The following is a 22,036-nucleotide window of genomic DNA, read 5'->3' as shown; positions in this document are numbered from 1 at the left end:
AAGCCCACACCAACCACCAAACCCGCGCCCAGCAACCACTGGCCGCCTAACCAAAACAAACAACGAACCTGTCTCAAAAAGTTGACGACCGCAGTCACGTCACCTTGGGGGTGAGAGAGCGACCGGCCCAAAGGGGCCATCGGTGAGAGAGCGACCGACCCAAGAGGGCCATCGGTGAGAGAGCGACCGACCCAAGAGGGCCATCGGTGAGAGAGGGACCGGCCCAAGGGGGCCATCGGTGAGAGAGCGACCGGCCCAAAGGGGGCCATCGGTGAGAGAGCGTTGGTGGTAGGCGCGGGTGGTGAGGCACGAAGGGTCAGGCGCGGGCGATTGCCTCTTTCAGCGCGCCCAGCACCAGGGTCACGGATGCACTGTTCGCGTTCGGACCCATCATGCCGATGCGCCAAACCGTGTCCGCGAACTCGCCCACACCGGAACCGATTTCCATACTGAAGTGCTCCAAAAGGTAAGCGCGGACGGCGGCCGAGTTGACGCCGTCGGGCACTTTCACGGTGGTGAGGCTGGGCAGCCGCGACCCTTCTGCAGCAAACAGTTCCAGGCCCATCTCCTGCAAGCCGTCCTGGAGCGCGGTTCCGGCGGCCCGGTGGCGAGCCTGAACGGCGTCGAGGCCCTCGGCAAGGATGCGATCGAGCGCCGCTTCGAGGCCGGCGATCATGGTGACCGGCGCAGTATGGTGATATGTGCGCGCTCCGCTGGCCGCGCCGACGTAGCCGCCCAGCAGCCCAATGTCGAGGTACCAGGAGCGCGGATCCTGGACGCGCCGCTCGAAGGCGCGGTCCGAAACTGTGAAAGGCGAAAGTCCCGGAGGCACGCCGAGGCACTTCTGGGTTCCGGCATATCCGACGTCGATGCCCCAGTCATCTGCAAGGAGCTCCAGTCCGCCGATGGACGTCACAGCATCGGTAATCAGCAGGGCGTCACCCTTGCCGGCGCCAAGTGCCCCGATGTCGGATAAGACGCCAACCGATGTTTCAGCGTGTACCGCGGCAATTACTTTGGGATTCGGGTGGGCCGAGAGTACACGATCGGCATCCACAGGCTGACCCCACTCATGATCGACGCGCACCACAGTTGCCCCACAGCGCCGGGCAACCTCGCACATGCGTGCGCCAAACAGCCCGTTCACCGCGATCACCGCGACGTCGCCGTCGCTCACGGTGTTGACGAACGCCGCTTCCATCCCGCCGGAACCCGTTGCGCTCAAAGGCAGCGTCCTGGCGTTGGACGTTCCCCAAACCTTCCGAAGTCCCTCGCAGGTGCGATCCAACCGCTCGATGAAGGCCGGATCGAGGTGGCCCAGCACTGGGTACGCCAAGGCTGCCATCGCTTCGGGGTAGCAATTGCTCGGTCCGGGGCCGAACAGGAACCTGGACGTCAGAATGTCTGGCATGCGCGCAACTCCTTCAGCTGGATGAGGTCATTCTGCCTCAATCAACGCTGTGGGGCCCGCTCTGCGTGCCAAGATCTCCCCATGGGGCGCAGAGCGGGCCACACAACGCAAAGCCTCAAATGCTAAGGTTACTCACCATTGTGGAGGCCCACCCCGAGCAAAGGACGAGAGTGACGACTGAAGGAAAAGAGTCGCCGGAGACGGGTGTCCGCGGCGAGGTCAGCCAGGACAGATTTGTTGCCGGAAAGGATCTGACCCGCTGGAAATCGCCTGTCGGCCGGATCATGGCCAGCGGCGCTCAACGGGTCACAAGACTTCTGGGGCCGTACGCTGCCTTGGTCATCACCCTGGGCGTGGGATTGGTGATCGCCCTCTCCCTGGCGTTGATATTCGGTGAAGTCTACGAATCCGTGGTCGAGGCCAATGGCGTGGCTGGCCTGGATCATCCTTTCCTCGATGCCGCAAAGACAGTCCGCTCCCCCGAACTCGACTCCGCAGTGACGGGTTACACGAACGTTGGCGGAACTGTCGGGATGCCCGTCCTCGCCGTGGGCATCATGGTTGGCTTGGCCACACGCCGCCGGTCCTGGACCCCGGTCATCCTTATGCTCACTGCGGGTCTTGGGTCCCTGCTGATGACCGTGGCCGGCAAGCGCCTTTTCGGGCGGACCCGTCCGGACCTGCTGGATGCCATCCCGCCCTTCGAACACTCGCCTTCCTTCCCCAGCGGACACACCTTGAACGCCACTGTGATCGCCGGGATCGTGGCGTACTTGATCATCCTGCGACTCAAGACGGCGAAAGCCCGGATCATCACGGTGCTCGTGGCCGTAGCCTTCGCAACAACCATGGGCATCAGCCGCGTGTACCTTGGGCATCACTGGTTGACGGACGTTCTGGCTGCGTGGGCCTTGGGTATAGCGTGGCTGTCACTGGTGATCACTGCCCACCGGCTCTACCTCACCGTTCGGACGCGCCGGACCAGCGCAGCCGCTCCGGCGTAGCAGCCGGCATAGCTACTCCAGCAGGGTAATGTCTTGACACCGGGCTCACACCTCGGCTTAACTAATTACGTATGCTGAAATAACAGTTCCATGATGCGGAATGAGATAGAAGCCGCACGCTTCCTCCGGCTCACAGGCCGGAGTTCCGCATAGCCCACACCATGGATGCCAGCATTTGCACGAGGACATACAAGCATGGAGCTTGCAGTATTCAACAGTGTTGACCGGGACGAGGCGATCAAACTCCTGACCCCCTGCCTGGATATCGACCGCTGGGTGGAAACCATCGCAGATGCCCGCCCGTTCAACAGCGTGGACGAGTTGCTGGAGCAGGCAAGCAAAGCCGCCGAGCCGCTCACGCCGGCGGAGGTCGAATCCGCACTCGCCCACCACCCAAGGATCGGCGAACGACCCAAAGCCCAAACCACTGAGGCAGCCATGTCCCGCTCGGAGCAGTCCGGCGTGGACCCGGCAGACCAAACGGTGGCGTCAGCCCTTGCAGAGGGCAACCTGGCCTACGAGGAGAAGTTCGGCCGCGTGTTCCTGATCCGGGCCGCCGGACGCAGCGCCCGGGAAATCCTCGACTCACTCCAGGAACGCCTCACCCACACCCCCGCAGAAGAAGACAAAATCGTGGCTGAACAGCTGCGCGAGATCGCACTGCTGCGCCTCTCGGGCCTGGTCAGCGAAGGAGCCAACGCATGAGTGTTTCACAGGTTACAACCCATATCCTCGACACCGGTTCCGGGCGCCCGGCGGCGGGTGTCGCCGTCGTACTTTACGTCCGCGAAGGTGACAACTGGACACTGGTGGGCAAGGGCGAAACCGACGCCGACGGCCGCATCAAGAACCTGGGCCCGGAGCGGATTCCAGGCGGCGCGTACCGGCTGAACTTCGCCACCGGCGACTACTATGCAGGCCTGGGTACCGAGACGTTCTTCCCCGAAGTGGACCTGAACTTCACGGTCTCGGACGCCGGCGAGCACTACCACGTGCCGCTGCTGCTCAGCCCGTTCGCGTTCTCCACATACCGCGGCAGCTAGCGCGGTTGCTGACAGCACATGCCCCTTAGCCATCGGCCAGGGGGCATTTCCTGTACACCCGGAACGGTAGGCTGGAAGACATGGCTTCTGAGGACACCACCCCCACTTCCGGAAACGAACCTGCAAACACCACCGGCTCACAGGCACGCCGGGACATCACCGTCCGCAGGGCACCCAGGTTCGTCCCGTTCATGATCCTCGGCGCGATCGTGGGGGCGATCGTGGCTGCCATCATCGCGTACGGCCGCCCCGCCGACCCCGCTTTCGACGCCAGCACGGTCTTCGGCTTCTTCCTGGTGGCCTGCGCGGCCGGTGGCGTCATCCTTTTCTCGATTCTCGCCCTCGTCCTGGACCGCCTCAGCGTCAAGCGCGCGCAACGCGCGGTGGTGGAGGCCGTCCCCGATTCGGTTCCGGATGAGGGACCAGAGCACGACGGCGGACGCTGAGTCAGGCGGGATACCCGCCTCTTCGCCGGGGTACTGAGCAGGGCACCAATGTGAGACATGCCGCATTTTCTGCGTGTCGCGCCTGATGTAGGGGTCACAAAGCCGGAGCGGGAACTTACCACGGCCACAACATGAGACAATCGACCAGTGGCACGTGGCGACGGAAAACTTTCTCATGATCTTCTCCCCGGCGAAAAAGGCCCCCAGGACGCTTGTGGCGTCTTCGGGGTATGGGCTCCCGGTGAAGAAGTAGCAAAACTCACCTATTACGGGCTGTATGCGCTACAGCACCGCGGACAAGAGTCGGCTGGTATTGCTACCAGTGACGGCAAGCGCATCAACGTCTACAAGGACATGGGCCTCGTATCCCAGGTCTTTGACGAGACTACCCTCAACACCCTCACCGGACACTTGGCCGTGGGCCACTGCCGGTACTCCACCACCGGTGCAAGCCACTGGGCCAACGCGCAGCCCACCTTGGGTGCAACCGCTACCGGCACGGTTGCCTTGGCTCACAACGGCAACCTGACCAATACCGCTGAGCTCCGCGAGATGATCCTTCAACGGAACGAAGGTCAGCTGACTGGTGAGATGAAGCAGGGAAACACCTCGGACACCGCCCTGGTGACCGCGCTGCTTGAAGGCGAAGAGGGCAAGACCCTGGAGCAGACGGCGCTGGAACTGCTGCCCAAGATCAAGGGTGGCTTCTGCTTTGTCTTCATGGACGAAGGAACGCTTTACGCAGCCCGCGATACCTACGGCATCCGGCCGCTGTGTTTGGGCCGCCTGGACCGCGGCTGGGTTGTTGCCTCCGAGCAGGCCGGCCTGGCGACTGTGGGCGCGAGCTTCATCCGCGAGATCGAGCCCGGCGAGTTCATCGCCATCGACGAAGAGGGCGTCCGCTCGCAGCGCTTCGCCGAGCCGACACCTGCCGGCTGCGTATTCGAATACGTCTACCTCGCCCGCCCGGACGCCGCGATCGCCGGACGCTCCGTGTACGAATCCCGTGTTGAGATGGGTCGCCAATTGGCCCGCGAGAACACCCACGAGGCCGACATCGTCATCCCCGTGCCCGAGTCCGGCACGCCGGCTGCTGTTGGCTACGCCGAACAGTCCGGCATCCCCTTCGCGCACGGCTTCGTCAAGAACGCCTACGTGGGCCGTACGTTCATCCAGCCGTCGCAGACCCTGCGTCAGCTCGGTATCCGCCTCAAGCTCAACGCTCTGGAATCCGTGATCCGTGGCAAGCGCGTTGTGGTGGTGGACGACTCGATCGTTCGCGGCAACACCCAGAGGGCCATCGTCCGGATGCTCCGTGAAGCCGGCGCCAAGGAAGTCCACGTCAAGATTTCCTCGCCGCCCGTCCAGTGGCCCTGCTTCTACGGCATCGACTTCGCCTCCCGCGCCGAGCTCATCGCCAACGGCGCCACCATTGACGAGATCTCCCAGGCCATCGGCGCGGACTCGCTGGCTTACATCTCCGAGGACGGCATGATCGGTGCAACCCAGCAGCCGCGGGAACGTCTCTGCACCGCATGCTTCACGGGCAAGTACCCCATCGAGTTGCCGCATGCGGACAAGTTGGGCAAGAACCTGCTGGAGCGTACGGACCTGGGCGGTCTGGCTCCCATCGAGCCCACCGCTGACGCGGTCTCGGATCCCTCCGACACCCAGGACCCCGCCGAAAAGCCGGGAGCCACAGGCTGCGATCCTGGACCCGACGCCGAATTCGAGAACCTCCTGACCGACGCTGATCGTTTGACCGACGCCGACAAGAAAGAGTCTGTATGACCTCCGCAAACCCAGCCGCTGAGAGCACCCCGAATGCAACAGGCATCACGTACGCCTCAGCGGGTGTCGACGTCGAAGCGGGCGACCGCGCAGTCGAGCTCATGAAGGACGCCGTCAAGGCGACCCACAACACCTCGGTGATCGGCGGCGTCGGCGGTTTCGCCGGCTTGTACGACGTCTCCAAGCTGCTGACCTACAAGAAGCCGTTGCTGGCGACTTCCACGGACGGTGTCGGCACCAAGGTTGCCATCGCGCAGGCCATGGACATCCATGACACCATCGGTTTCGACCTCGTCGGCATGGTGGTGGATGACATCGTCGTGGTGGGCGCTGAGCCGCTCTACATGACCGACTACATCGCCTGCGGCAAGGTCGTCCCGGAGCGCATCGCTGACATCGTCCGCGGTATCGCCGCTGCCTGCTCCGTTGCCGGTACCGCCCTGGTGGGTGGCGAAACCGCAGAGCACCCGGGCCTCCTGGGTGAGCACGAGTACGACGTCGCCGGTGCCGCTACCGGCGTAGTCGAAGCTGACGCTTTGCTCGGTCCGGACCGCGTCCGTGCCGGCGATGTCGTGATCGGCATGGCGTCCTCCGGCCTCCACTCCAACGGCTACTCCCTGGTCCGGCGCGTCATCAACCACGCCGGTTGGGCCTTGGACCGCCAGGTTTCCGAACTCGGCCGCACGCTCGGCGAAGAGCTCCTGGAACCCACCCGCGTTTATGCAGCCGATTGCCTTGACCTGGCGCGCACCTTCCCCGTCACGGCAGGTGCCGCCGTGCACGGCTTCAGCCACGTCACCGGTGGCGGCCTGGCCGCCAACCTGGCACGCGTCCTGCCCCAGGGACTCGTCGCCACCGTTGACCGCGCCACATGGGAACTCCCCGCGATCTTCAAGCTGGTTTCCGAACTCGGCAACGTGCCGCTGGCAGACCTCGAGCGCACACTGAACCTCGGTGTGGGCATGGTCGCAATCGTGTCCCCGGAGGCTGCAGACGCTGCAGTTGCCCGCCTCAACGAGCGCGGCCTGCCGTCCTGGATCATGGGAACGGTAACTGCCGACACTGATTTGGTCTCCATCGACAAGACCGGCCCGGACTACGTCCAGGGTGCCAAGGGCGTCGACGGCGGCGCCGTCCGTCTGGTGAACGCCTACGCCTAAGCGGGTTGTCGCCTCAGCAAACGCGCGGGCGGGCAGTTGATCACCTCAACTGCCCGCCCGCGCTTTTGCTTTGCCCGCCCTAGATTTGAATGAGGCTCAGCACCCCGCCTTGCGGATCCTCAATGGTGGCCAGGGATCCGGCTTCCGGCTGGTCCTCCGGTTCCACCAAAACGTGGCCACCAGCGGAGGTGGCCGTTTCAACGGATTTCCGTACGTCCGCAACACCAAAGTAGATCTGCCAAACGGCCTCCTCGCCTTCATCGGCAGGGACTATGCCGGCCACTTCGTCACCGTTGACGATCAGCGTGCTGTAACTGCCGCCGTCGTCCTGGGCGTATTCGGTGACCTCATGACCGAAAAGCTGCTGGAAGAACGCCACGGCTGATTGTGGTTCAGGAGTCGACAACTCCGCCCACGCCAGGGCACCGGCCTGGTTGTAGAGTCGGCTCCCGACGTGTGTGCCTGCTTGCCAGATTCCCGTGGTTCCACCGGCAGGCGGTGCAATAAACGCCAGTACTCCGGTGTCGGCTACCTGCTCCGGTCCGAACTCGAGCTTCCCTCCTGCGTGCACGGCGTCTTCGGCGATCTCCTCGGCGTCCGTGGCAGCCAGGTAGATATTCCACTGACCCCGCGTCCCCGCGGCCTCCTGCTGCGGATTCTGGGGTGCAATGACCGCCACCAGGTCTTTGCCGATGAACGCCTGGGCATAGGTGCGGCCATCGGGCGTCGGCAAGTCCGTAAACGTCCAGCCGAACAGCTTCCCGTAGAAGTCCTTGGCCGCGGCAACATCCTTGGTCTGCAGGTCCGCCCAGCACGGCTCGCCGCTTGCATACTTGGTCCTCGTGGTCATTCCGGCAGTCCTGACATGATGCTGAAGGCTGCGCCTGCCGGATCCATGAGTACGGCCATCCGACCGATCCCCGGGACGTCGAAAGCCGGTGAAATCACGTGGCCTCCCATCGCGACGGCTTGCTCAACCGTGGCATCAACGTCCACCACGCTGAAGTACGTCATCCAGAACGGCGAAAGACCCTCAATGGGCAGCTTCAGAGCGCCGCCCACCCGGGCGCCGTCGACGACGATGCTGGTGTATTCCTGAAGGTCGCCGGCAGGCGCGGTAGTACTAGTGCAGCCGGTGACTGCCTCATAGAACGCCAGGGCCTTGGGGACGTCGTCCGTTTGGAGTTCGTTCCAGATCATGGTGCCGGGCTCGTTGACGATGCCGGAGCCATGGTGGGACCCTGCCTCCCAAAAACCTATCTGCGCCCCGGTGGGATCTGCGGCAAAAAACATCCGTCCGCCCCCGTTTGGCACGGTGTCAGGAGGGAACAGGATGGTGCCGCCGGCAGCCTCGGCGCGCTGGGCTGCCTCGTCTGCGGAATCCACGGCGATGTAGTTGGCCCAATAGGAAGGCATCCCTTCCGGTGCGTCCGGCATCTGCTGCATCATGCCGGCCACGTAACGGCCCCGGAGTTTGGCCATGAAGTAAGTCATGCCGTTGCCGGCGTCCATGGCGTCCAACTCCCAGCCGAAAAGGTCGCCGTAAAAACGCTTGGAGACGTCAATGTCTGTGGAGGACAGGTCAACCCAACACGGCGTTCCCTGCTTGTAACTCTCGACCTCCGGCATTGGCGTTCCCTTTCGATGAGCTGCGTCCTTCATCAACTTAGTACCGGGTTTTGACAAGGACAACGCACCGGCCCAATTCGCGGGAGAGCTTAAGCGAAAGCAGGCCCGTAGGTACGCCAATGAACGGCGTGCCCTACGGGCCTTCTTCAGAGATTTTCGGCATCCGGAGATGCACGACGACCTTGATGTACGACGGCGGTACGCAACTCAGTGCCCAAGGGCACCTGCTGGCTGCGACAGCTATCCGATACGGCGGGTGTCTACCTCGTCGTCATCGTCTTCCGCGTACTTGTCCTCATAAGCCGAGTAGTCCGGCTCCGGAGGATCTTCTGGGAAGTGGCTCTTTGCACGACTGGATGGGCCCGTGAGCTCACGCTCAAGTGCCGAGTAGTCAGTGTTCGGGGAGTAGTACTTGATATCCCGAGCCTGCTTGGTAGCTTTTGCCTTTTGACGGCCGCGCCCCATGGCGTGACCCCCTTTTGTACTTGGACCGGAGGTGGTCACCTTGGCGATCGGTGAGGCCCCGGAATGTTTGGTCAATTTGTCGTATGTCTAGATTACATGGTTTCGGGAGTGCCTGCGTGCCACCGACGCCCCTCGCACCTGCGAGCCGCGGGCAAAAGCACGGCCAAGCACCTCCGCTGCACCCAAATATTGGGTAGAGTCTGCCTCAATGCGGCTCCGAAGCAGGAAGGCACCCCTGAAACATGAGCGAGGATAAGACTCCCCCACGTGACGGAACACCACGCGATGACGGCGAGGAACGGGTGCCGCCTGCGCCCGATGTGCCACCGGAAACTGCTCCTCCCACCCAGCCGGTGTATCCCAGCCAGCCTGGATACCCTCCCGTGCCGGGCTTCCCCGACCAGCCGGGGCATGGCGACCAGCCGGGGTATGGCGCCCAGCAACCGGACCCTGCCTATCAGGAACAGCCTGCCCCGCACGGAGACCCGGTAAAACGTCAACGATGGGTCATCGGTGGGATTGTAATTGGCGTCCTGATCCTGATTGGCGTGGTCATTTGGGTGCTTTTGAACCTGCTCGGCACCCGGCCGGAGGCGGTTGTCGCTACGCCCAGCCCCACCGTATCGCTCGGACCGCTCCCTCGTGACACGGAGGCGAAGGACTTCCAAGTTGGCGACTGCTTTGCCGACTTCGATCCCAACACCTCGAAGGCCCGTGCAGTAGCGTGCGACACCGAGCATTCAGCCCAGCTCGGCGCCATTCACACGTACGCCCAGGACGACTCGTTCCCCGGCACAAATGCGCTGCGGGAAAAGGGCCGTGAGGTCTGCGGCACGGTGAAGCTGGACAGGGCGGCTGCCGACAAGTACGTCCTGCTGCAACAGAACGTCTACCCGAGCACTACCAGTTGGGACCGGGGCGACCGCAGGGTGGACTGCTTCATCGTGGTGGAGTCAGGCAACACCATCACCGAAGACCTCCTCGAGCGGTAGCCCCGCTGACTACTTCCGGCGAACGGAGAGTCCCGTGCCCACCGAATCGCCGCCGTCGGAATCCGCCAGTGCCTCAAGTCCCGCAATGGTGAGCTCATCGACGTCGGCGGCAGTATCCACCAACACGGTGTCACCGTCGCTGATCTCCCCTGCGAGGATCTCCCTGGCCAGGCGGTCACCGATCTCGCGCTGGACGAGGCGGCGCAGCGGCCGTGCCCCGTAGGCGGGGTCGTAGCCGGACATTGCCAACCAGGCGCGGGCACTGTCCGTGACTTCCAAGCTCAGGCGACGGTCGTGAAGGCGTCGACCAAGTTCGGCCACGTGCAGTTCCACGATCCGCGCAAGCTCCTCCACCGAGAGGGGATCGAACAGCACGATCTCATCCAAGCGGTTGAGGAACTCCGGCTTGAACGATGCCTGCACCACAGCCATCACAGCTTCCCGCTTGGCCTTGGCATCCAGTGATTGATCTACAAGGAACTGGCTTCCGGAGTTGGATGTCAGCACCAGGATGGTGTTGCGGAAATCCACTGTGCGGCCCTGGCCGTCGGTGAGGCGGCCGTCGTCGAGGACCTGCAGAAGGATGTCAAAGACCTCAGGATGGGCCTTTTCCACTTCATCCAGCAGCACCACGGAGTAAGGCCGACGACGGACGGCTTCGGTCAGCTGCCCCCCTTCCTCGTAGCCGACGTATCCCGGAGGTGCACCGACCAGGCGGGCCACAGAGTGCTTCTCGCTGTACTCGGACATGTCGATGCGGATCATGGCGCGCTCGTCGTCAAAGAGGAAGTCCGCAAGGGCCTTGGCCAGCTCGGTTTTGCCGACGCCTGTGGGACCCAGGAACAGGAAGGAGCCCGTGGGGCGGTTGGGATCGCTGATGCCTGCGCGGGCACGGCGAACGGCATCGGATACAGCCTGAACGGCCTTGGTCTGGCCGATGAGCCGCTTCCCGAGTTCCTCTTCCATGTGCAGGAGCTTCTGTGATTCGCCCTGCAGCATGCGACCGGCTGGAATGCCCGTCCATGCCGAGATGACCTCGGCGATATCGTCCGCCGTCACTTCCTCGGCCACCATGAGCTCGGGTTCTCCCTCGCTCCGGGCAGATTCCTCTTCCGCAGCCGCGTTCAGCTCGCGTTCCAGGGCGGGGAGCTCTCCGTAAAGAATCCGCGAGGCCGATTCCAGGTCACCTTCGCGCTGATGTTTTTCCGCGGCGGATCGCAGTTCGTCGATCCTGGCCTTGAGGTCACCAACCCGGTTGAGCCCGGCTTTCTCGGCCTCCCAACGCGCATTCAATGCATTGAGGGCTTCCTTCTTGTCCGCCATGTCGGCCCGGAGAGCGGCCAACCGCTCAACAGATGCGGGGTCGGTCTCGCCCTGCAGGGCAAGCTCCTCCATGGTCAAACGGTCAACGGCGCGGCGAAGCTGGTCAATCTCTTCCGGCGCGGAATCGATCTCCATACGCAGCCGGGACGCCGCTTCATCAACGAGGTCGATAGCCTTGTCCGGCAATTGGCGTCCGGAGATGTAGCGGTTGGACAGTGTTGCTGCTGCCACCAAGGCAGAGTCGGCGATGGCCACTTTGTGGTGTGCCTCGTAACGTTCCTTGAGTCCGCGGAGGATACCGATGGTGTCTTCCACGCTCGGTTCGCCAACATACACCTGCTGGAACCGGCGCTCCAGAGCAGGATCTTTCTCGATGTTTTCACGGTACTCATCCAGTGTGGTGGCACCGATCAACCGGAGTTCACCGCGAGCGAGCATGGGCTTGAGCATGTTGCCGGCGTCCATGGCGCTTTCGCCGGTAGCGCCGGCACCCACCACCGTGTGGATCTCGTCGATGAACGTGACAATCTGGCCGTTCGAGTTCTTGATCTCTTCAAGGACTGCCTTCAGGCGCTCCTCGAATTCACCGCGGTACTTGGCTCCGGCAACCATCGAGGCAAGGTCCAGGGCAATGAGGGTCTTGCCTCGCAGGCTCTCCGGCACGTCCCCCGCCACCATACGCTGGGCGAGGCCTTCGACGACGGCCGTCTTGCCAACGCCCGGCTCACCGATGAGCACCGGGTTGTTCTTGGTGCGACGGCTCAGGACCTGGACTACGCGACGGATCTCGCTGTCCCGCCCGATCACGGGATCCAGCTTGCCGGAACGGGCAACTGCGGTGAGGTCCGTTCCGAACTTTTCCAAAGCCTGGAAAGTGTTCTCGGGATCCGGCGAGTCCACCCTGCGGTCGCCCCGGACACCAGGCAGGGCGGCGAGAAGTGCTTCATGGGAGGCACCGGCGTCGCGCATTAACTTTCCGACGGCGTCACTTCCGGCCGAGAGCCCCAGCAGCAGATGCTCCGTGGAGACAAAGGAATCGCCGAGTTTGTCGGCCTCGTTTTGGGCGGCCTGGATGGCCTGCAGCGATGGCCGGGAGAGCTGGGCCTGCTGGACCGAGCTGCCTGACGAAGATGGCAGCGCCTTGATAGCTGAACTTGCCTGAACGCTCACGGCGTCCGGGTCCGCGCCCGTGGCGCGCAGCAGCGCGACAGCGACACCCTCGCGCTGATCCATGAGGGCCTTGAGCAAGTGCGCCGGCTCCACCTGGGGATTCCCCGCAGTAGAGGCGTTCATGGCGGCCGCAGAAAGGGCCTCCTGGCTCTTGGTGGTGAATTTGACGTCCAAAAGAGTTCCCTTTCTGGAGTAGGTCCAATGCTTTCAAAGTTGAGTCTACTACGCTCAACTTTGATTTTTGGTCCACTGGGTTCCATGTTTGCCCACGGCGAAACTGCTGTCCACACGAAACCATGGGTATGTGGATTCCGGGGTCGCCACGTCTACGAAGCCCTCGACCTTCCCGGCATGAGTCAGCCCGGGTAGATCGACACCAGCGCCGACTTCACCACGAACCTCACCTGCATTCCGGGAGCCAACCCGAGATCGGCCGAAGCCGCCGGGGTGATGTCCGCGGACAACGCCCGCTGCGTGCTACCACCGGCGCGGTCAGCCCCCGCGGCCACTGAACGGACCCGGATCTGGTCGCCGTGCGGCTCCAGGTCCGTGATGGTGACTGGGAAGGAATTGCGGGGGCTTCCGTGCACATCACCCAGGAAGACGGAAACGGCCGACGGCGGGAACGCCGCCACGGCTGCCTGGCCGGGGCGGGGTGACCACTCGGGATCGTGCTGTCCCGCGAAAACCCGGCCATCCGGCGTGGTCACTCCTTCCTCGGTGATGGTTCCGCTGACGAGGTTGAGTCCGGCGAGTCCGGCTGCGAAGTGGCTTCTGGGCCGTTCCAGGACTTCGCGGGTGGGGCCCTCCTCGGCTATGCGGCCGTCCTCCACCACGATGACGCGGTCGGCAAGCATGTAGGCGTCCAGGACGTCGTGCGTGACGATGATGGCTTTGCGGTCCTGGAGCACGCGTTTGAGCACGCGGCGCAGCAAGGGTGCGGCGTGGATATCGAGCGCTGCCATGGGTTCGTCCAGAAGCAGGAGTTCCGGTTCAGCTGCGAGCGCCCGGGCGACAGCCACGCGCTGCGCCTGTCCACCGGAAAGCTGAGCGGGTTTCCTTGCAGCCAAGTCAAGAGCATCGACTTCGGTCAGCCAGTGCCGTGCAACCTCGCGGGCCTTGACGTGCGGTGTTCCCTTGCTTCGCGGCCCGAAGGCCACATTGTCCAGCACGTTCAAGTGGGGGAACAGCAACGCGTCCTGGGCAAGGAGCGCGGTTCCCCGAAGGTGGGGTGCGCTCCAACGGCGCGTGCCGCCGTCGAGGTTGAACAGCTCCCTGTTGCCGATCCGGGCGGAACCTGATTCCGGCCGCAGCAGCCCGGCGATGACTCCGAGCAGCGTGGATTTGCCGGCACCATTGGGACCGAGGATGGCTACGGTTTGGCCCTCTGCGAGGGTGACGGACATGTCGAAGTTGCGCGAGGGAAGGTGCGCTGTCAGTTCGAAGGTCATACCAGCGCCTTCATCGGCTGGCGCTTCCTGCCGTAGCTGAGCCCGACCACCGCCGCCGCGACGGCCACCAGCACCAGGGAAAGAGCGACGGCGGCGTCCGCGTCCGTCTCCCGCTGCAGGTAGATTTCCAACGGAAGCGTCCTGGTCACGCCTTCCAGGCTTCCTGCGAATGTGAGAGTCGCACCGAACTCGCCCAGGCTTCGCGCAAAGGACAACACAGCCCCTGAAGCGAGCCCGGGCAGGACAAGCGGTACAGTCACGCGGCGAAGCACCGTGGTGGGCCGGGCGCCGAGGGTCGCGGCAACCGCTTCGTACTTGCTTCCGGCCGTCCGCAAGGCTCCTTCGAGGCTGACCACAAGGAACGGCAGGGCCACGAAAGTCTGGGCGAGGATCACGGCCGTGGTTGAGAACGCAATCTGGATTCCGGCGAGTTCGAGGGACTTCCCCAGCAGGCCTTGCCGCCCGAACGTGTACAGCAAGGCGATACCCCCGACGACGGGTGGCAGCACCAGCGGCAAGAGGACAAACGCCCTCAGTAACCGCTGACCAGTGAACTCGCTGCGGGCAAGCACGAGCGCCAAAGGAACCCCGAGAACGACGCACAAGAGGGTGCTCGCTGCTGACGTCCGCAGGCTCAGGCCCAGTGCGGCAATCGATGAATCCGAGGTGATGAGCGGAATGAACTGCGCCCAGTTCACCCGCAACAGCATCGCGGCGAGCGGGAGCATCACCAATAATCCCCCGACCGCTGCTATGCCGTAGATCCACCGCGGGACGGACTGGTAGCCGCGCGTTCCGTGTTTTGCCATGGCCGTCACTTCTTCATGGTCGCTACGGTGTCCCGAATCCGGCGTCGTTCAGGACCTTCTTTCCTTCGCTTCCTGTAACGAGGGCAATGAAGGCTTCCGCGAGTTCCTTGTTCGTGCTGGTACTTGTGGTGGCAATCGGGTAGGTATTAACGGCTTTGTCCGACTCCGGGAAAGGTATCCCCTGGACCTTATCCCCGGCAGTTTTGACATCGGTCACGTACACCAGTCCGGCGTCGGCCTCCTGGGACGTCACCTTGCCCAACACGTCCGTCACCGAAGCTTCCTCGCTGACAGGGTTCAACGTAATTCCGGCAGCTTTCCCCACCGTTTCCGCGGCGCTGCCGCAAGGGACCTGCGGCGCACAGACCACCACCTTCACCCCCGGTTTCGCGAGGTCTGAGAAGGAAGAGATCGACGCCGGGTTGCCGGGTGGGACGGCGATCTCCAGGACGTTGGTGGCGAAGTTGGTCGCCGCGCCGTCCAGGAGCTTGGCGTCGGCAAGCTTGGCCATGTTTCTAGCGTCAGCGGACGCGAAGACATCCGCAGGAGCACCTTGCGTAATTTGGGTGACGAGGTCCGAGGAGCCGGCAAAGTTCAAAACCACCTTGGTGCCGGGGTTCGCCGCTTCGAATTCCTCGGCCAACCTGGTGAAGGTTGCCTTGAGGGACGCCGCTGCGAAGACACTGACGGTACCTGCGGGCCGGGTGCCGCCCAAGGTGCCGGCCGTGGCTGTTCCCACGGGGTTCGTTGGTCCTCCGGCACATCCTGCAAGGCCCAGAGCCCCCGCCGCCACTAAAGCTGCGGCCAGGAAAGGGGCCAGGGGTCTGTGAACTCTGCTCATGTGAGGCTCTTTCCTTGGGGTGTTTCGATGATGACGGTGGTTGCCTTGACAACGGCCGTGGCGACGGACCCGAGTTCCAGGCCCAGCTCCCGAACCGCTTCGCTGCTCATGAGCGACACCACGCGGAACGGACCACACTGCAGCTCTACCTGGGCCATGACTTTGTCCGCCGTGATACCCGTGACGAGCCCAACGAAGCGATTCCGGGCTGAGCTTCCCGCATGGTGTTCCTGGAGGTGGGACTGGTTCCGGGCAAGGGTGGCCAGCTCCAGCCCATCCACGGCAAGACGTCCCGCGGAATCCTTCTTCGCGGTGAGTGTACCGTTGTCGGTCCAACGCCTCACGGTATCGTCACTGACACCGAGGAACCGGGCGGCCTCAGAAATTCGCATTTGCGGCATGGGAACAGTTTAGATCCGAAGATGAGGAAATCAGGAAGAAAGTGATCCGTAAACGCAATGTGACTCGAAGCGGCGGCGGAAACGCTCGGCACTGTCGCCGCACGTGCCGAGCGCCGTCGTCGTACGTTCCCCGAAGCAGCCGAAAGCAATCCGTAAGCCCTACCCATGGCCCAGCAGGAGCCGCCGCCGTACCCTGATCTAGGGAGAGAGTCTCAGGCGCGAAGGAGCGTCCCATGGAATGGATCCGACCGGACAGCCCGGATTACGACGAAGCCAGAAAACTCTTCAATGCAATGATTGACCGGCGTCCTGCCGTCATCGCCAAATGTTCCGATCCTGGCGAGGTGGCTGAGGCCCTCAAGTACGCCCGGATCCACAACTTGGACGTGGCGGTGCGTTCGGGCGGGCATTCAGTGGCCGGCATGTCCACGAACGATGACGGGCTGGTCATTGACGTAAGGCCCATGAAGTCGATCAGCGTGGACCCTGAGGCCAAAACCGTCACAGCAGGCGCCGGACTCACGTGGGGCGAGTTCGACCGTGCGACCCAGCAGCATGGGCTCGCCGTCACAGGGGGCCGCGCCTCCACTACGGGCGTTTCAGGGTTCACGCTGGGCGGCGGCTCGGGCTGGCTGGAACGCGCTTACGGCTTCGCCTGCGATAACTTGCTCTCCGTGGACCTGGTGACCGCTGCTGGAGAACGGGTCACGGCCAGTCCCGGTGAGAATCCCGAGCTCTTCTGGGCACTCCATGGCGGCGGAGGAAACTTTGGCGTGGCGACGTCCCTCACCTTCAAATTGCACGATCTTGGTCCCACGGTGATGGCAGGGCTGATGTTGTTCCCCGGCGAGGCTGCACCGGAGTTGTCCCGTGCTTTCCGAGGGCTGGCCCTTGATGCGCCGGACGCTGTCGGGACAGCACTCGTATATCTCACTGCACCGCCGGAAGAGTTTGTCCCGGAAGACATGGTGGGGAAGCTCGCCGTCGGCATGGCCTACGTGTATGCAGGCGATGTGGAAGCCGGCGAGGAACATGCAAAGCCGTTCAAGGAGCTGGGCCCGGCGGTCGACCTCGTGTCTCCCATGGGATACGCCGACTTCCAGTGCATGATCGACGACCCGCCGGACCACTACAACTACTGGAGCGCCGATTATCACAACGAACTTAACGACGACGCCCTGGACCTCCTGATTGATTCGGCACAGCGACTTCCGGGACCGCACTCGCAGCAACTCGTTGCACGTTGGGGCGGAGCCGTGGGTGGGCCCGCAGCAGCCAACACGCCTTTGCAACACCGAGGGGCTGCCTGGGTCAGCCACCCGTTCGGATTGTCCGAGACGCCGGAAGGTGGGCAGGAAGCCAAAGCCTGGGTCAAGCAGTTCCGGCAGGACATTGCCCCGCACACCACCGGCGGGGTTTGGCTGAACTTCATCGGCGACGAAGGCCAGGACAGGATCATGGCCGCCTACGGGGAGCAGAACTACAGGCGGCTCTCCTTGGTCAAACGCGAGTTCGATCCTGACAACGTGTTCCGCGGCAACCAGAACATCCTGCCGGCCGAGCACTGACCCCTGCGCCACCGAGCCTTGCGGCCTGGCCGGACCTGAGCCGGCAGGCCCTGTGCTCCTTCCCGGTTACCGTGAACAGCATTGGCAGAGAAGCCCGTGTTTCCGGGGCGGTAGTTCGGCGGTAGCCGCCCCGACGGCCGGTAACCGGGAAGGATGGCTTGGGTACACTTTGGCCATGGCCGTATATGTTGATCCGCCCCTATGGCCCGCGCACGGCACGGTGTTCTCCCATTTGGTCTCGGACAAATCGCTCGACGAGCTGCACGCCTTCGCGGCCGCGGCGGGAGTTCCCGAGCGGGCTTTCGACGGCGATCACTACGATGTGCCCGAGCGGCGGTACGACGACCTCATCAAGGCAGGTGCCATCCCGGTTGAAGCCCGCGTCCTGGTCCGCAAACTCATCGGCAGCGGCCTGCGGATTCCAGCCCGCGAACGCAGCAAGGCCCTCACAGTGCCCCTGATGGTTCGTTGGAACAGTACGTATCCCGGCCATGAGGAGCTCGGCCTTGAATTGTTGGAGCGTTGGGGCGAAGACGGCCGAAAGTACCATAGCCGCACTCATCTCCTGGCCGTCCTCGAAGCCTTGGATATCCTCACCGAGCCTGCCCTGCCTGCCCGCACTGTGGCTTTGGCCGCCTGGTTCCACGACGCCGTATACGAGGGTGTAGCCGGGCAGGATGAGGAAGAGTCGGCGCGCCTTGCGGAGGACCGGCTGACCGCTGCCCGCCTCGCCCCGGAAGACGTGGCGGAGGTGGCCCGGCTGGTGAGACTCACTGCCAGCCACAACCCTGAGCCCGGGGACCATGCCGGGGCACTCCTCTGCGACGCAGACCTCTCGGTGCTCGGCGGTGACGAACTGTCATACGCACGCTATCTGTCCGCCGTCCGCGAAGACTACGCCCACGTGAGCGACGCCGACTTCGCGAAGGGGCGTGCCGCCGTCGTCCGCCACCTGCTGGCCTTGGACCCGCTGTTCCACGGCGAACGCGCCAAAGCGCTCTGGCTCGACGCCGCGCGCCGCAACCTCGCCGCCGAACTCGCATGAGCGAGCCGGGCGCCCCGCAGCGGCAACTGCCGTCCTCAGTGCGGTTTGAATGGGGGCTCGACGGCGCCCGTGCGGTAGCGCCGCATGCTGACCTTGCGGTGGTGGTTGACGTCCTTTCGTTCACCACGTGCGTGAGCGTTGCAGTTGATCGCGGGGCGCACGTGTTTCCGTTTCCGATGCGGGACGTTGCGGCGAGCGAGTTCGCAGCCCACCACGGGGCAGTACTGGCAGGCCCGCGGGGTTCCGAAGGCCTGAGCCTCTCGCCGCTGAGCCTGCGCCGTGCGTCACACCTGGAGCGCGTGGTGCTGCCCTCCCCCAACGGCTCGGCACTGAGCCACCACCTCGCAAGCACGGCCCGGCAGGTGGCGGCTGTGTGCCTTCGCAATGCAGCTGCCACGGCAGACTGGGTCCACGCCACCCTGCCGGCCGATGCTGTGATTGCCGTGATCGCCGCCGGCGAGAAGTGGACCAACGGAGCTCTCCGACCGGCACTTGAAGACGAGCTTGGCGCAGGGGCCTTCATCGCCGGATTGACCGCTGCGGGGCGTCGTGGCCTTGCTCCGGAGGCCGAGTCGGCGGCCGCGGCTTTCAACGCTGCCGAGCCACGGATCAAAGCCATCCTCCGCGGCTGTTCCAGTGGAAGGGAACTGGTGGATACGGGCTTTGGGGAGGATGTCGGGATTGCGGCTGAGTTGGATGGCAGCTCCATCGTGGCCCTGCTGCAGGATGGCGCATATCGAGCGGCACTATAGTTGGAGGTGTGACCTCCTACCTCCCCCGCCCAGCCAATGCTGTTCCTGACGTGGAGCACGTCCTCGCCGTCCGCGGGTCGGGCGGCTACAGGCAATACCGGATCCCCGCCCTCGCCGTGAGTACGCACGGAACCGTCCTGGCCGCCTACGATGGAAGGCCGAACCTGGACGACCTCCCCAACACGATCGACCTCCTCCTTCGGCGGAGTTTCGACAACGGGGAGACCTGGACCGACCAGCAGGTGGTCCGCAGCGGCAAAGGCCTGGACGGATACGGCGATCCCAGCCTGCTGGTGGATACGGAGACGGGCCGGATCTTCATGTTCCACGCTTCAGGAACGCACGCCGGCTTCTTCGAAGCCGTCGCCGGTCTGGAGCCGGACAGCAAAGTTCAGCATGCGGACGTCAGCTTCTCGGACGACGACGGCGGCACCTGGCAGCATCGTCGGCTCACCAGCCAGCTCAAGCTCGGTAACCGCGGCATTACAGGACTCTTCGCCGCTGCCGGGCAGGGCATCCACGTGCACACAGGCCCCTTTCGGGGGCGGCTCGTGCAGCAATACGTGTTGCTGGTGGAGGGTTCCATCATGGCCGCCTCCGCCTACAGCGATGATCACGGGGAGACATGGACCCTGGGCGAACTCATCGGCACGGGCACTGATGGCATCGGACCCAACGAGAACAAGGTCGCCTGCCTCGACGACGGGCGTTTACTGTTGCACTCCCGGGCCACGCCCTGCCGGTTGTCGGCCATCTCCGAGGATGGGGGCCACACGTGGAGCTCACTGATTCCCGTTCCCGGCCTGCCCGATCCCAGCGACAACGGCTCACTGGCGCGCTTCGATGGCCTGCCCGGTGTCACCTCCTTTGCGTCGCCCGACACCGCAAAGTGGTTGATCGCCACCAACAACCAGGACCCGCACCTGCGTCGGAACACCGTCTTGAGCCTCTCCCCCGACAACGGTGAAACGTGGCCGGCCAAACTGGTGCTCTGCGAAGGCAGCTCCGCATACTCAACCGCAACACGCCTGCCGAACGGGAATATCGGCGTGATGTATGAACGGCAGGGCTACCGTGAGATCGTCTTCGTGTCAGTGCCCGCGGAGCAACTGACAGACCGGCTGGCCGCACTGCCCGGCGATGCTGCGGCTCCAAACGCAACCGGACTGGTCTTTGACATGGAACTCCGTTCCATCACTCCCGGCAGGCCCCGGACGTGGCAGAACGTGGGTGAGTTCCACGTGATCCCGTCCACCAGCAACGGGCAATGGGACGTGCAAACGTGGAAGGAAATCGGCCAAGGCTACGTCGGGCAGGACCAGGTCCTTGGCACCCGCGAAGCCCAGGACCTCAACTACGGCCCCGTAGTCCCGGGCTACAAGGTCGGGGACATCCTGGCCTTCACCGGACGGGTCCGCAACCAAGGCACCCAGCCAATTGCCGGCGTCGTGCTCCGCGGACCGCACCACAACCCCGGCGAATTCCCGCCCGCGGACCTGGCACCGGGTGGGCACGCGCTGTACTTCACGCCAACCTACACCGTCACGGAATCGGACATGCGGGAAGGCGAGTTGGTCCTCACCTTCACTGTGGAGCCCATCCAAGCAGCGGAGACCATCCAAGCAGCAGGGGACGACGGCGGGCGGCTGCGTTCGATGCGGAAGTTCCGATTCGATTTGCGCACCGGCGCCGTGGCTGCCTTTTAGCTACTGGCCAGCGGTAGGTGCCCTAGCGGTAGGTGCTGACGAACGGCTGGTTGGTCGGCACGATCTGCTTGCCCAAGGGCATGAGTGAAACGGGGATCAGTTTCAGGTTGGCGATGGCCAGCGGGATACCGATGATCGTGATAGCCATGGCAAAGGCGGTGACCACGTGCCCGATCGCGATCCAGATGCCGGCAACCAGCAACCAAATCACGTTCCCAAGCAGCGCGAAGACGCCTGTACCTCCCGGCTTCTCCACCACCATCCGACCGAAAGGCCACAGGCAGTAGGCGCCAATCCGGAAGGAAGCGATACCCCATGGAATGGTCACGATCAGCACGCAGCAAATGATGCCTGCCGCAAAGTAACCCAAGGCCAACCAGAACCCGCCGAAGACCAGCCAAATGATGTTGAGCAGCGTTTTCATAGTCCCCATTCTCTCCTGCCGGGCCGACAAAAAGCCTAGGGGTCTGCCCTGAACCAACCCTGACTTGCAGGCGCTTGGATGACCTAGGCCAGTGTTGCATCCAGTTTGTCGAAGGAAGTCCCCCAGCCGTCCCGGGTCATTTCAACCCACTCCTCGGAAGCGAACGGACCCTGCGTCAAGTGCATGCGGGTACGACCGTTCAGGTCTTCGAATTCGAGGCGCATTTCTTCGTACTCATGGTCGGCGTCGGGCGCGGCCTTGGCCTTCGCCACCAGGAGGGCCGGGGGTTCCAAAGCCTCGATGACAGCTTCGATGGGGGCCTCCTGCTGCCCGTTCTCGTCAGTCCAGGCCATGACGACCTGCCGGATGCCGCCGACACGTGGCTCAACGATGATCTTGTCCCGGGGAGCCTCCACCTCAACCGGCCCAAACCACTTGGTGAGCTTGTCCGGGTCCATCCAGGCTTCGAAAATCCGTTCGCGGGAAGCATCGAATTCCCGGGTCATGGTCAGGGTGTGCTGGTCCGTGCTCATACGTGACTCCTGTGTCCATACGTTTCAGGTTGGGCGGCTGATGCCGTTGCAGCGAGTCTATGGTGCCGCGCT

22 protein-coding genes are annotated in these 22,036 nt (G+C 63.9%); 11 read left to right on the top strand and 11 right to left on the bottom strand.

The annotated features are described in order from the left end of the window. Positions 1-316 precede the first annotated feature (316 nt). On the bottom strand, positions 317-1,411 hold the full coding sequence (locus AB0N65_RS19335) for an alanine--glyoxylate aminotransferase family protein (RefSeq protein WP_364165448.1): 1,095 nt from the start codon (positions 1,409-1,411) through the stop codon (positions 317-319). A gap of 170 nt (positions 1,412-1,581) precedes the next feature. On the opposite strand from AB0N65_RS19335, the gene AB0N65_RS19330 reads away from it, so the two are divergent. From AB0N65_RS19330 to purM, 6 genes are all read left to right on the top strand, one after another. Beyond that, positions 1,582-2,415 (top strand): phosphatase PAP2 family protein, encoded by an 834-nt coding sequence (locus AB0N65_RS19330; RefSeq protein ID WP_364165445.1) that lies wholly within the window; start codon positions 1,582-1,584, stop codon positions 2,413-2,415. A 195-nt stretch (positions 2,416-2,610) separates the two neighbouring features. Next, positions 2,611-3,120 (top strand): 2-oxo-4-hydroxy-4-carboxy-5-ureidoimidazoline decarboxylase, encoded by a 510-nt coding sequence (uraD, locus tag AB0N65_RS19325; RefSeq protein ID WP_364165442.1) that lies wholly within the window; start codon positions 2,611-2,613, stop codon positions 3,118-3,120. Beyond that, positions 3,117-3,458, top strand: coding sequence for a hydroxyisourate hydrolase (uraH, locus tag AB0N65_RS19320; RefSeq protein WP_364165440.1), 342 nt, complete (start codon positions 3,117-3,119; stop codon positions 3,456-3,458). Before uraD ends, uraH begins: the two co-directional genes overlap by 4 nt. An 80-nt stretch (positions 3,459-3,538) precedes the next feature. Continuing rightward, positions 3,539-3,904 (top strand): hypothetical protein, encoded by a 366-nt coding sequence (locus AB0N65_RS19315; protein ID WP_364165437.1) that lies wholly within the window; start codon positions 3,539-3,541, stop codon positions 3,902-3,904. Between the two features lie 147 nt (positions 3,905-4,051). After that, positions 4,052-5,695, top strand: a complete 1,644-nt coding sequence (gene purF, locus AB0N65_RS19310; RefSeq protein ID WP_364165434.1) for an amidophosphoribosyltransferase — start codon at positions 4,052-4,054, stop codon at positions 5,693-5,695. Beyond that, positions 5,692-6,855 (top strand): phosphoribosylformylglycinamidine cyclo-ligase, encoded by a 1,164-nt coding sequence (purM, locus tag AB0N65_RS19305; protein WP_364165431.1) that lies wholly within the window; start codon positions 5,692-5,694, stop codon positions 6,853-6,855. The genes purF and purM overlap by 4 nt, the downstream gene beginning before the upstream one ends. Positions 6,856-6,934: 79 nt before the next feature. Here purM and AB0N65_RS19300 read toward each other — a convergent pair whose 3' ends face one another. The 3 genes from AB0N65_RS19300 to AB0N65_RS19290 form a co-directional block, all read right to left on the bottom strand. Next, complete coding sequence (locus tag AB0N65_RS19300; RefSeq protein ID WP_364165428.1) at positions 6,935-7,705, bottom strand: VOC family protein; 771 nt, start codon at positions 7,703-7,705, stop codon at positions 6,935-6,937. Then, positions 7,702-8,484 (bottom strand): VOC family protein, encoded by a 783-nt coding sequence (locus AB0N65_RS19295; protein ID WP_364165425.1) that lies wholly within the window; start codon positions 8,482-8,484, stop codon positions 7,702-7,704. The genes AB0N65_RS19300 and AB0N65_RS19295 overlap by 4 nt, the downstream gene beginning before the upstream one ends. Before the next feature lie 240 nt (positions 8,485-8,724). Continuing rightward, a complete protein-coding gene (locus AB0N65_RS19290) occupies positions 8,725-8,949 on the bottom strand; it encodes a DUF3073 domain-containing protein (RefSeq protein WP_364165422.1) in 225 nt (74 codons plus the stop codon). Positions 8,950-9,191: 242 nt separating this feature from the next. Between AB0N65_RS19290 and AB0N65_RS19285 the strand changes: the two genes are divergently transcribed. Beyond that, entirely contained in the window at positions 9,192-9,941 is a 750-nt protein-coding gene (locus tag AB0N65_RS19285; protein WP_364165419.1) for a septum formation family protein, read from the top strand. Positions 9,942-9,950: 9 nt separating this feature from the next. Here the strand turns inward: AB0N65_RS19285 and clpB are convergent, their stop codons facing one another. The 5 genes from clpB to AB0N65_RS19260 form a co-directional block, all read right to left on the bottom strand. Next, a complete protein-coding gene (clpB, locus tag AB0N65_RS19280; RefSeq protein WP_364165416.1) occupies positions 9,951-12,608 on the bottom strand; it encodes an ATP-dependent chaperone ClpB in 2,658 nt (885 codons plus the stop codon). Positions 12,609-12,790: 182 nt separating this feature from the next. After that, the gene (locus tag AB0N65_RS19275; protein WP_364165413.1) at positions 12,791-13,885 is read right to left on the bottom strand and encodes an ATP-binding cassette domain-containing protein; all 1,095 of its coding nucleotides are present in this window, start codon (positions 13,883-13,885) and stop codon (positions 12,791-12,793) included. Then, on the bottom strand, positions 13,882-14,694 hold the full coding sequence (locus AB0N65_RS19270; RefSeq protein ID WP_364165410.1) for an ABC transporter permease: 813 nt from the start codon (positions 14,692-14,694) through the stop codon (positions 13,882-13,884). The genes AB0N65_RS19275 and AB0N65_RS19270 overlap by 4 nt, the downstream gene beginning before the upstream one ends. Positions 14,695-14,716: 22 nt before the next feature. Continuing rightward, positions 14,717-15,535, bottom strand: a complete 819-nt coding sequence (gene modA / locus AB0N65_RS19265; protein WP_364165407.1) for a molybdate ABC transporter substrate-binding protein — start codon at positions 15,533-15,535, stop codon at positions 14,717-14,719. Continuing rightward, a complete protein-coding gene (locus tag AB0N65_RS19260; protein ID WP_364165404.1) occupies positions 15,532-15,936 on the bottom strand; it encodes a TOBE domain-containing protein in 405 nt (134 codons plus the stop codon). Before AB0N65_RS19260 ends, modA begins: the two co-directional genes overlap by 4 nt. A gap of 233 nt (positions 15,937-16,169) precedes the next feature. On the opposite strand from AB0N65_RS19260, the gene AB0N65_RS19255 reads away from it, so the two are divergent. The 4 genes from AB0N65_RS19255 to AB0N65_RS19240 all read left to right on the top strand — a co-directional run bounded on the left by AB0N65_RS19255 (position 16,170) and on the right by AB0N65_RS19240 (position 21,007). After that, on the top strand, positions 16,170-17,504 hold the full coding sequence (locus tag AB0N65_RS19255; RefSeq protein ID WP_364165401.1) for an FAD-binding oxidoreductase: 1,335 nt from the start codon (positions 16,170-16,172) through the stop codon (positions 17,502-17,504). Positions 17,505-17,679: 175 nt separating this feature from the next. Next, on the top strand, positions 17,680-18,549 hold the full coding sequence (locus AB0N65_RS19250; RefSeq protein ID WP_364165399.1) for a DUF4031 domain-containing protein: 870 nt from the start codon (positions 17,680-17,682) through the stop codon (positions 18,547-18,549). Continuing rightward, positions 18,546-19,301 carry a 2-phosphosulfolactate phosphatase gene (locus AB0N65_RS19245; protein WP_364165397.1) on the top strand — a complete coding sequence of 252 codons (756 nt, stop codon included), beginning with the start codon at positions 18,546-18,548 and terminating at the stop codon, positions 19,299-19,301. Before AB0N65_RS19250 ends, AB0N65_RS19245 begins: the two co-directional genes overlap by 4 nt. A gap of 8 nt (positions 19,302-19,309) precedes the next feature. Beyond that, on the top strand, positions 19,310-21,007 hold the full coding sequence (locus AB0N65_RS19240) for a sialidase family protein (RefSeq protein ID WP_364165394.1): 1,698 nt from the start codon (positions 19,310-19,312) through the stop codon (positions 21,005-21,007). Positions 21,008-21,029: 22 nt separating this feature from the next. Here AB0N65_RS19240 and AB0N65_RS19235 read toward each other — a convergent pair whose 3' ends face one another. Together AB0N65_RS19235 and AB0N65_RS19230 are read right to left on the bottom strand one after the other, a co-directional pair. Beyond that, on the bottom strand, positions 21,030-21,431 hold the full coding sequence (locus AB0N65_RS19235) for a YccF domain-containing protein (protein WP_216926600.1): 402 nt from the start codon (positions 21,429-21,431) through the stop codon (positions 21,030-21,032). Between the two features lie 83 nt (positions 21,432-21,514). Continuing rightward, positions 21,515-21,964: an SRPBCC domain-containing protein gene (locus tag AB0N65_RS19230; protein WP_364165390.1), complete on the bottom strand. Its 450-nt coding sequence runs from the start codon at positions 21,962-21,964 to the stop codon at positions 21,515-21,517. Positions 21,965-22,036: the final 72 nt, after the last annotated feature.

The sequence above is a fragment of the Paenarthrobacter sp. NPDC089322 genome, assembly GCF_040684895.1.
Taxonomy (GTDB): Bacteria; Actinomycetota; Actinomycetes; order Actinomycetales; family Micrococcaceae; genus Arthrobacter.
This window is presented reverse-complemented; position numbering and strand designations above follow the sequence as displayed.

What these genes read in the sequence shown, in the direction of transcription:
- AB0N65_RS19335 (WP_364165448.1), bottom strand. Translation starts at nt 1,411, where the DNA reads ATGCCAGACATTCTGACGTCCAGGTTCCTGTTCGGCCCCGGACCGAGC.
- uraD (WP_364165442.1), top strand. Translation starts at nt 2,611, where the DNA reads ATGGAGCTTGCAGTATTCAACAGTGTTGACCGGGACGAGGCGATCAAA.
- uraH (WP_364165440.1), top strand. Translation starts at nt 3,117, where the DNA reads ATGAGTGTTTCACAGGTTACAACCCATATCCTCGACACCGGTTCCGGG.
- AB0N65_RS19315 (WP_364165437.1), top strand. Translation starts at nt 3,539, where the DNA reads ATGGCTTCTGAGGACACCACCCCCACTTCCGGAAACGAACCTGCAAAC.
- purM (WP_364165431.1), top strand. Translation starts at nt 5,692, where the DNA reads ATGACCTCCGCAAACCCAGCCGCTGAGAGCACCCCGAATGCAACAGGC.
- AB0N65_RS19300 (WP_364165428.1), bottom strand. Translation starts at nt 7,705, where the DNA reads ATGACCACGAGGACCAAGTATGCAAGCGGCGAGCCGTGCTGGGCGGAC.
- AB0N65_RS19295 (WP_364165425.1), bottom strand. Translation starts at nt 8,484, where the DNA reads ATGCCGGAGGTCGAGAGTTACAAGCAGGGAACGCCGTGTTGGGTTGAC.
- AB0N65_RS19290 (WP_364165422.1), bottom strand. Translation starts at nt 8,949, where the DNA reads ATGGGGCGCGGCCGTCAAAAGGCAAAAGCTACCAAGCAGGCTCGGGAT.
- AB0N65_RS19285 (WP_364165419.1), top strand. Translation starts at nt 9,192, where the DNA reads ATGAGCGAGGATAAGACTCCCCCACGTGACGGAACACCACGCGATGAC.
- AB0N65_RS19275 (WP_364165413.1), bottom strand. Translation starts at nt 13,885, where the DNA reads ATGACCTTCGAACTGACAGCGCACCTTCCCTCGCGCAACTTCGACATG.
- AB0N65_RS19270 (WP_364165410.1), bottom strand. Translation starts at nt 14,694, where the DNA reads ATGGCAAAACACGGAACGCGCGGCTACCAGTCCGTCCCGCGGTGGATC.
- modA (WP_364165407.1), bottom strand. Translation starts at nt 15,535, where the DNA reads ATGAGCAGAGTTCACAGACCCCTGGCCCCTTTCCTGGCCGCAGCTTTA.
- AB0N65_RS19260 (WP_364165404.1), bottom strand. Translation starts at nt 15,936, where the DNA reads ATGCCGCAAATGCGAATTTCTGAGGCCGCCCGGTTCCTCGGTGTCAGT.
- AB0N65_RS19255 (WP_364165401.1), top strand. Translation starts at nt 16,170, where the DNA reads ATGGAATGGATCCGACCGGACAGCCCGGATTACGACGAAGCCAGAAAA.
- AB0N65_RS19250 (WP_364165399.1), top strand. Translation starts at nt 17,680, where the DNA reads ATGGCCGTATATGTTGATCCGCCCCTATGGCCCGCGCACGGCACGGTG.
- AB0N65_RS19245 (WP_364165397.1), top strand. Translation starts at nt 18,546, where the DNA reads ATGAGCGAGCCGGGCGCCCCGCAGCGGCAACTGCCGTCCTCAGTGCGG.
- AB0N65_RS19235 (WP_216926600.1), bottom strand. Translation starts at nt 21,431, where the DNA reads ATGAAAACGCTGCTCAACATCATTTGGCTGGTCTTCGGCGGGTTCTGG.
- AB0N65_RS19230 (WP_364165390.1), bottom strand. Translation starts at nt 21,964, where the DNA reads ATGAGCACGGACCAGCACACCCTGACCATGACCCGGGAATTCGATGCT.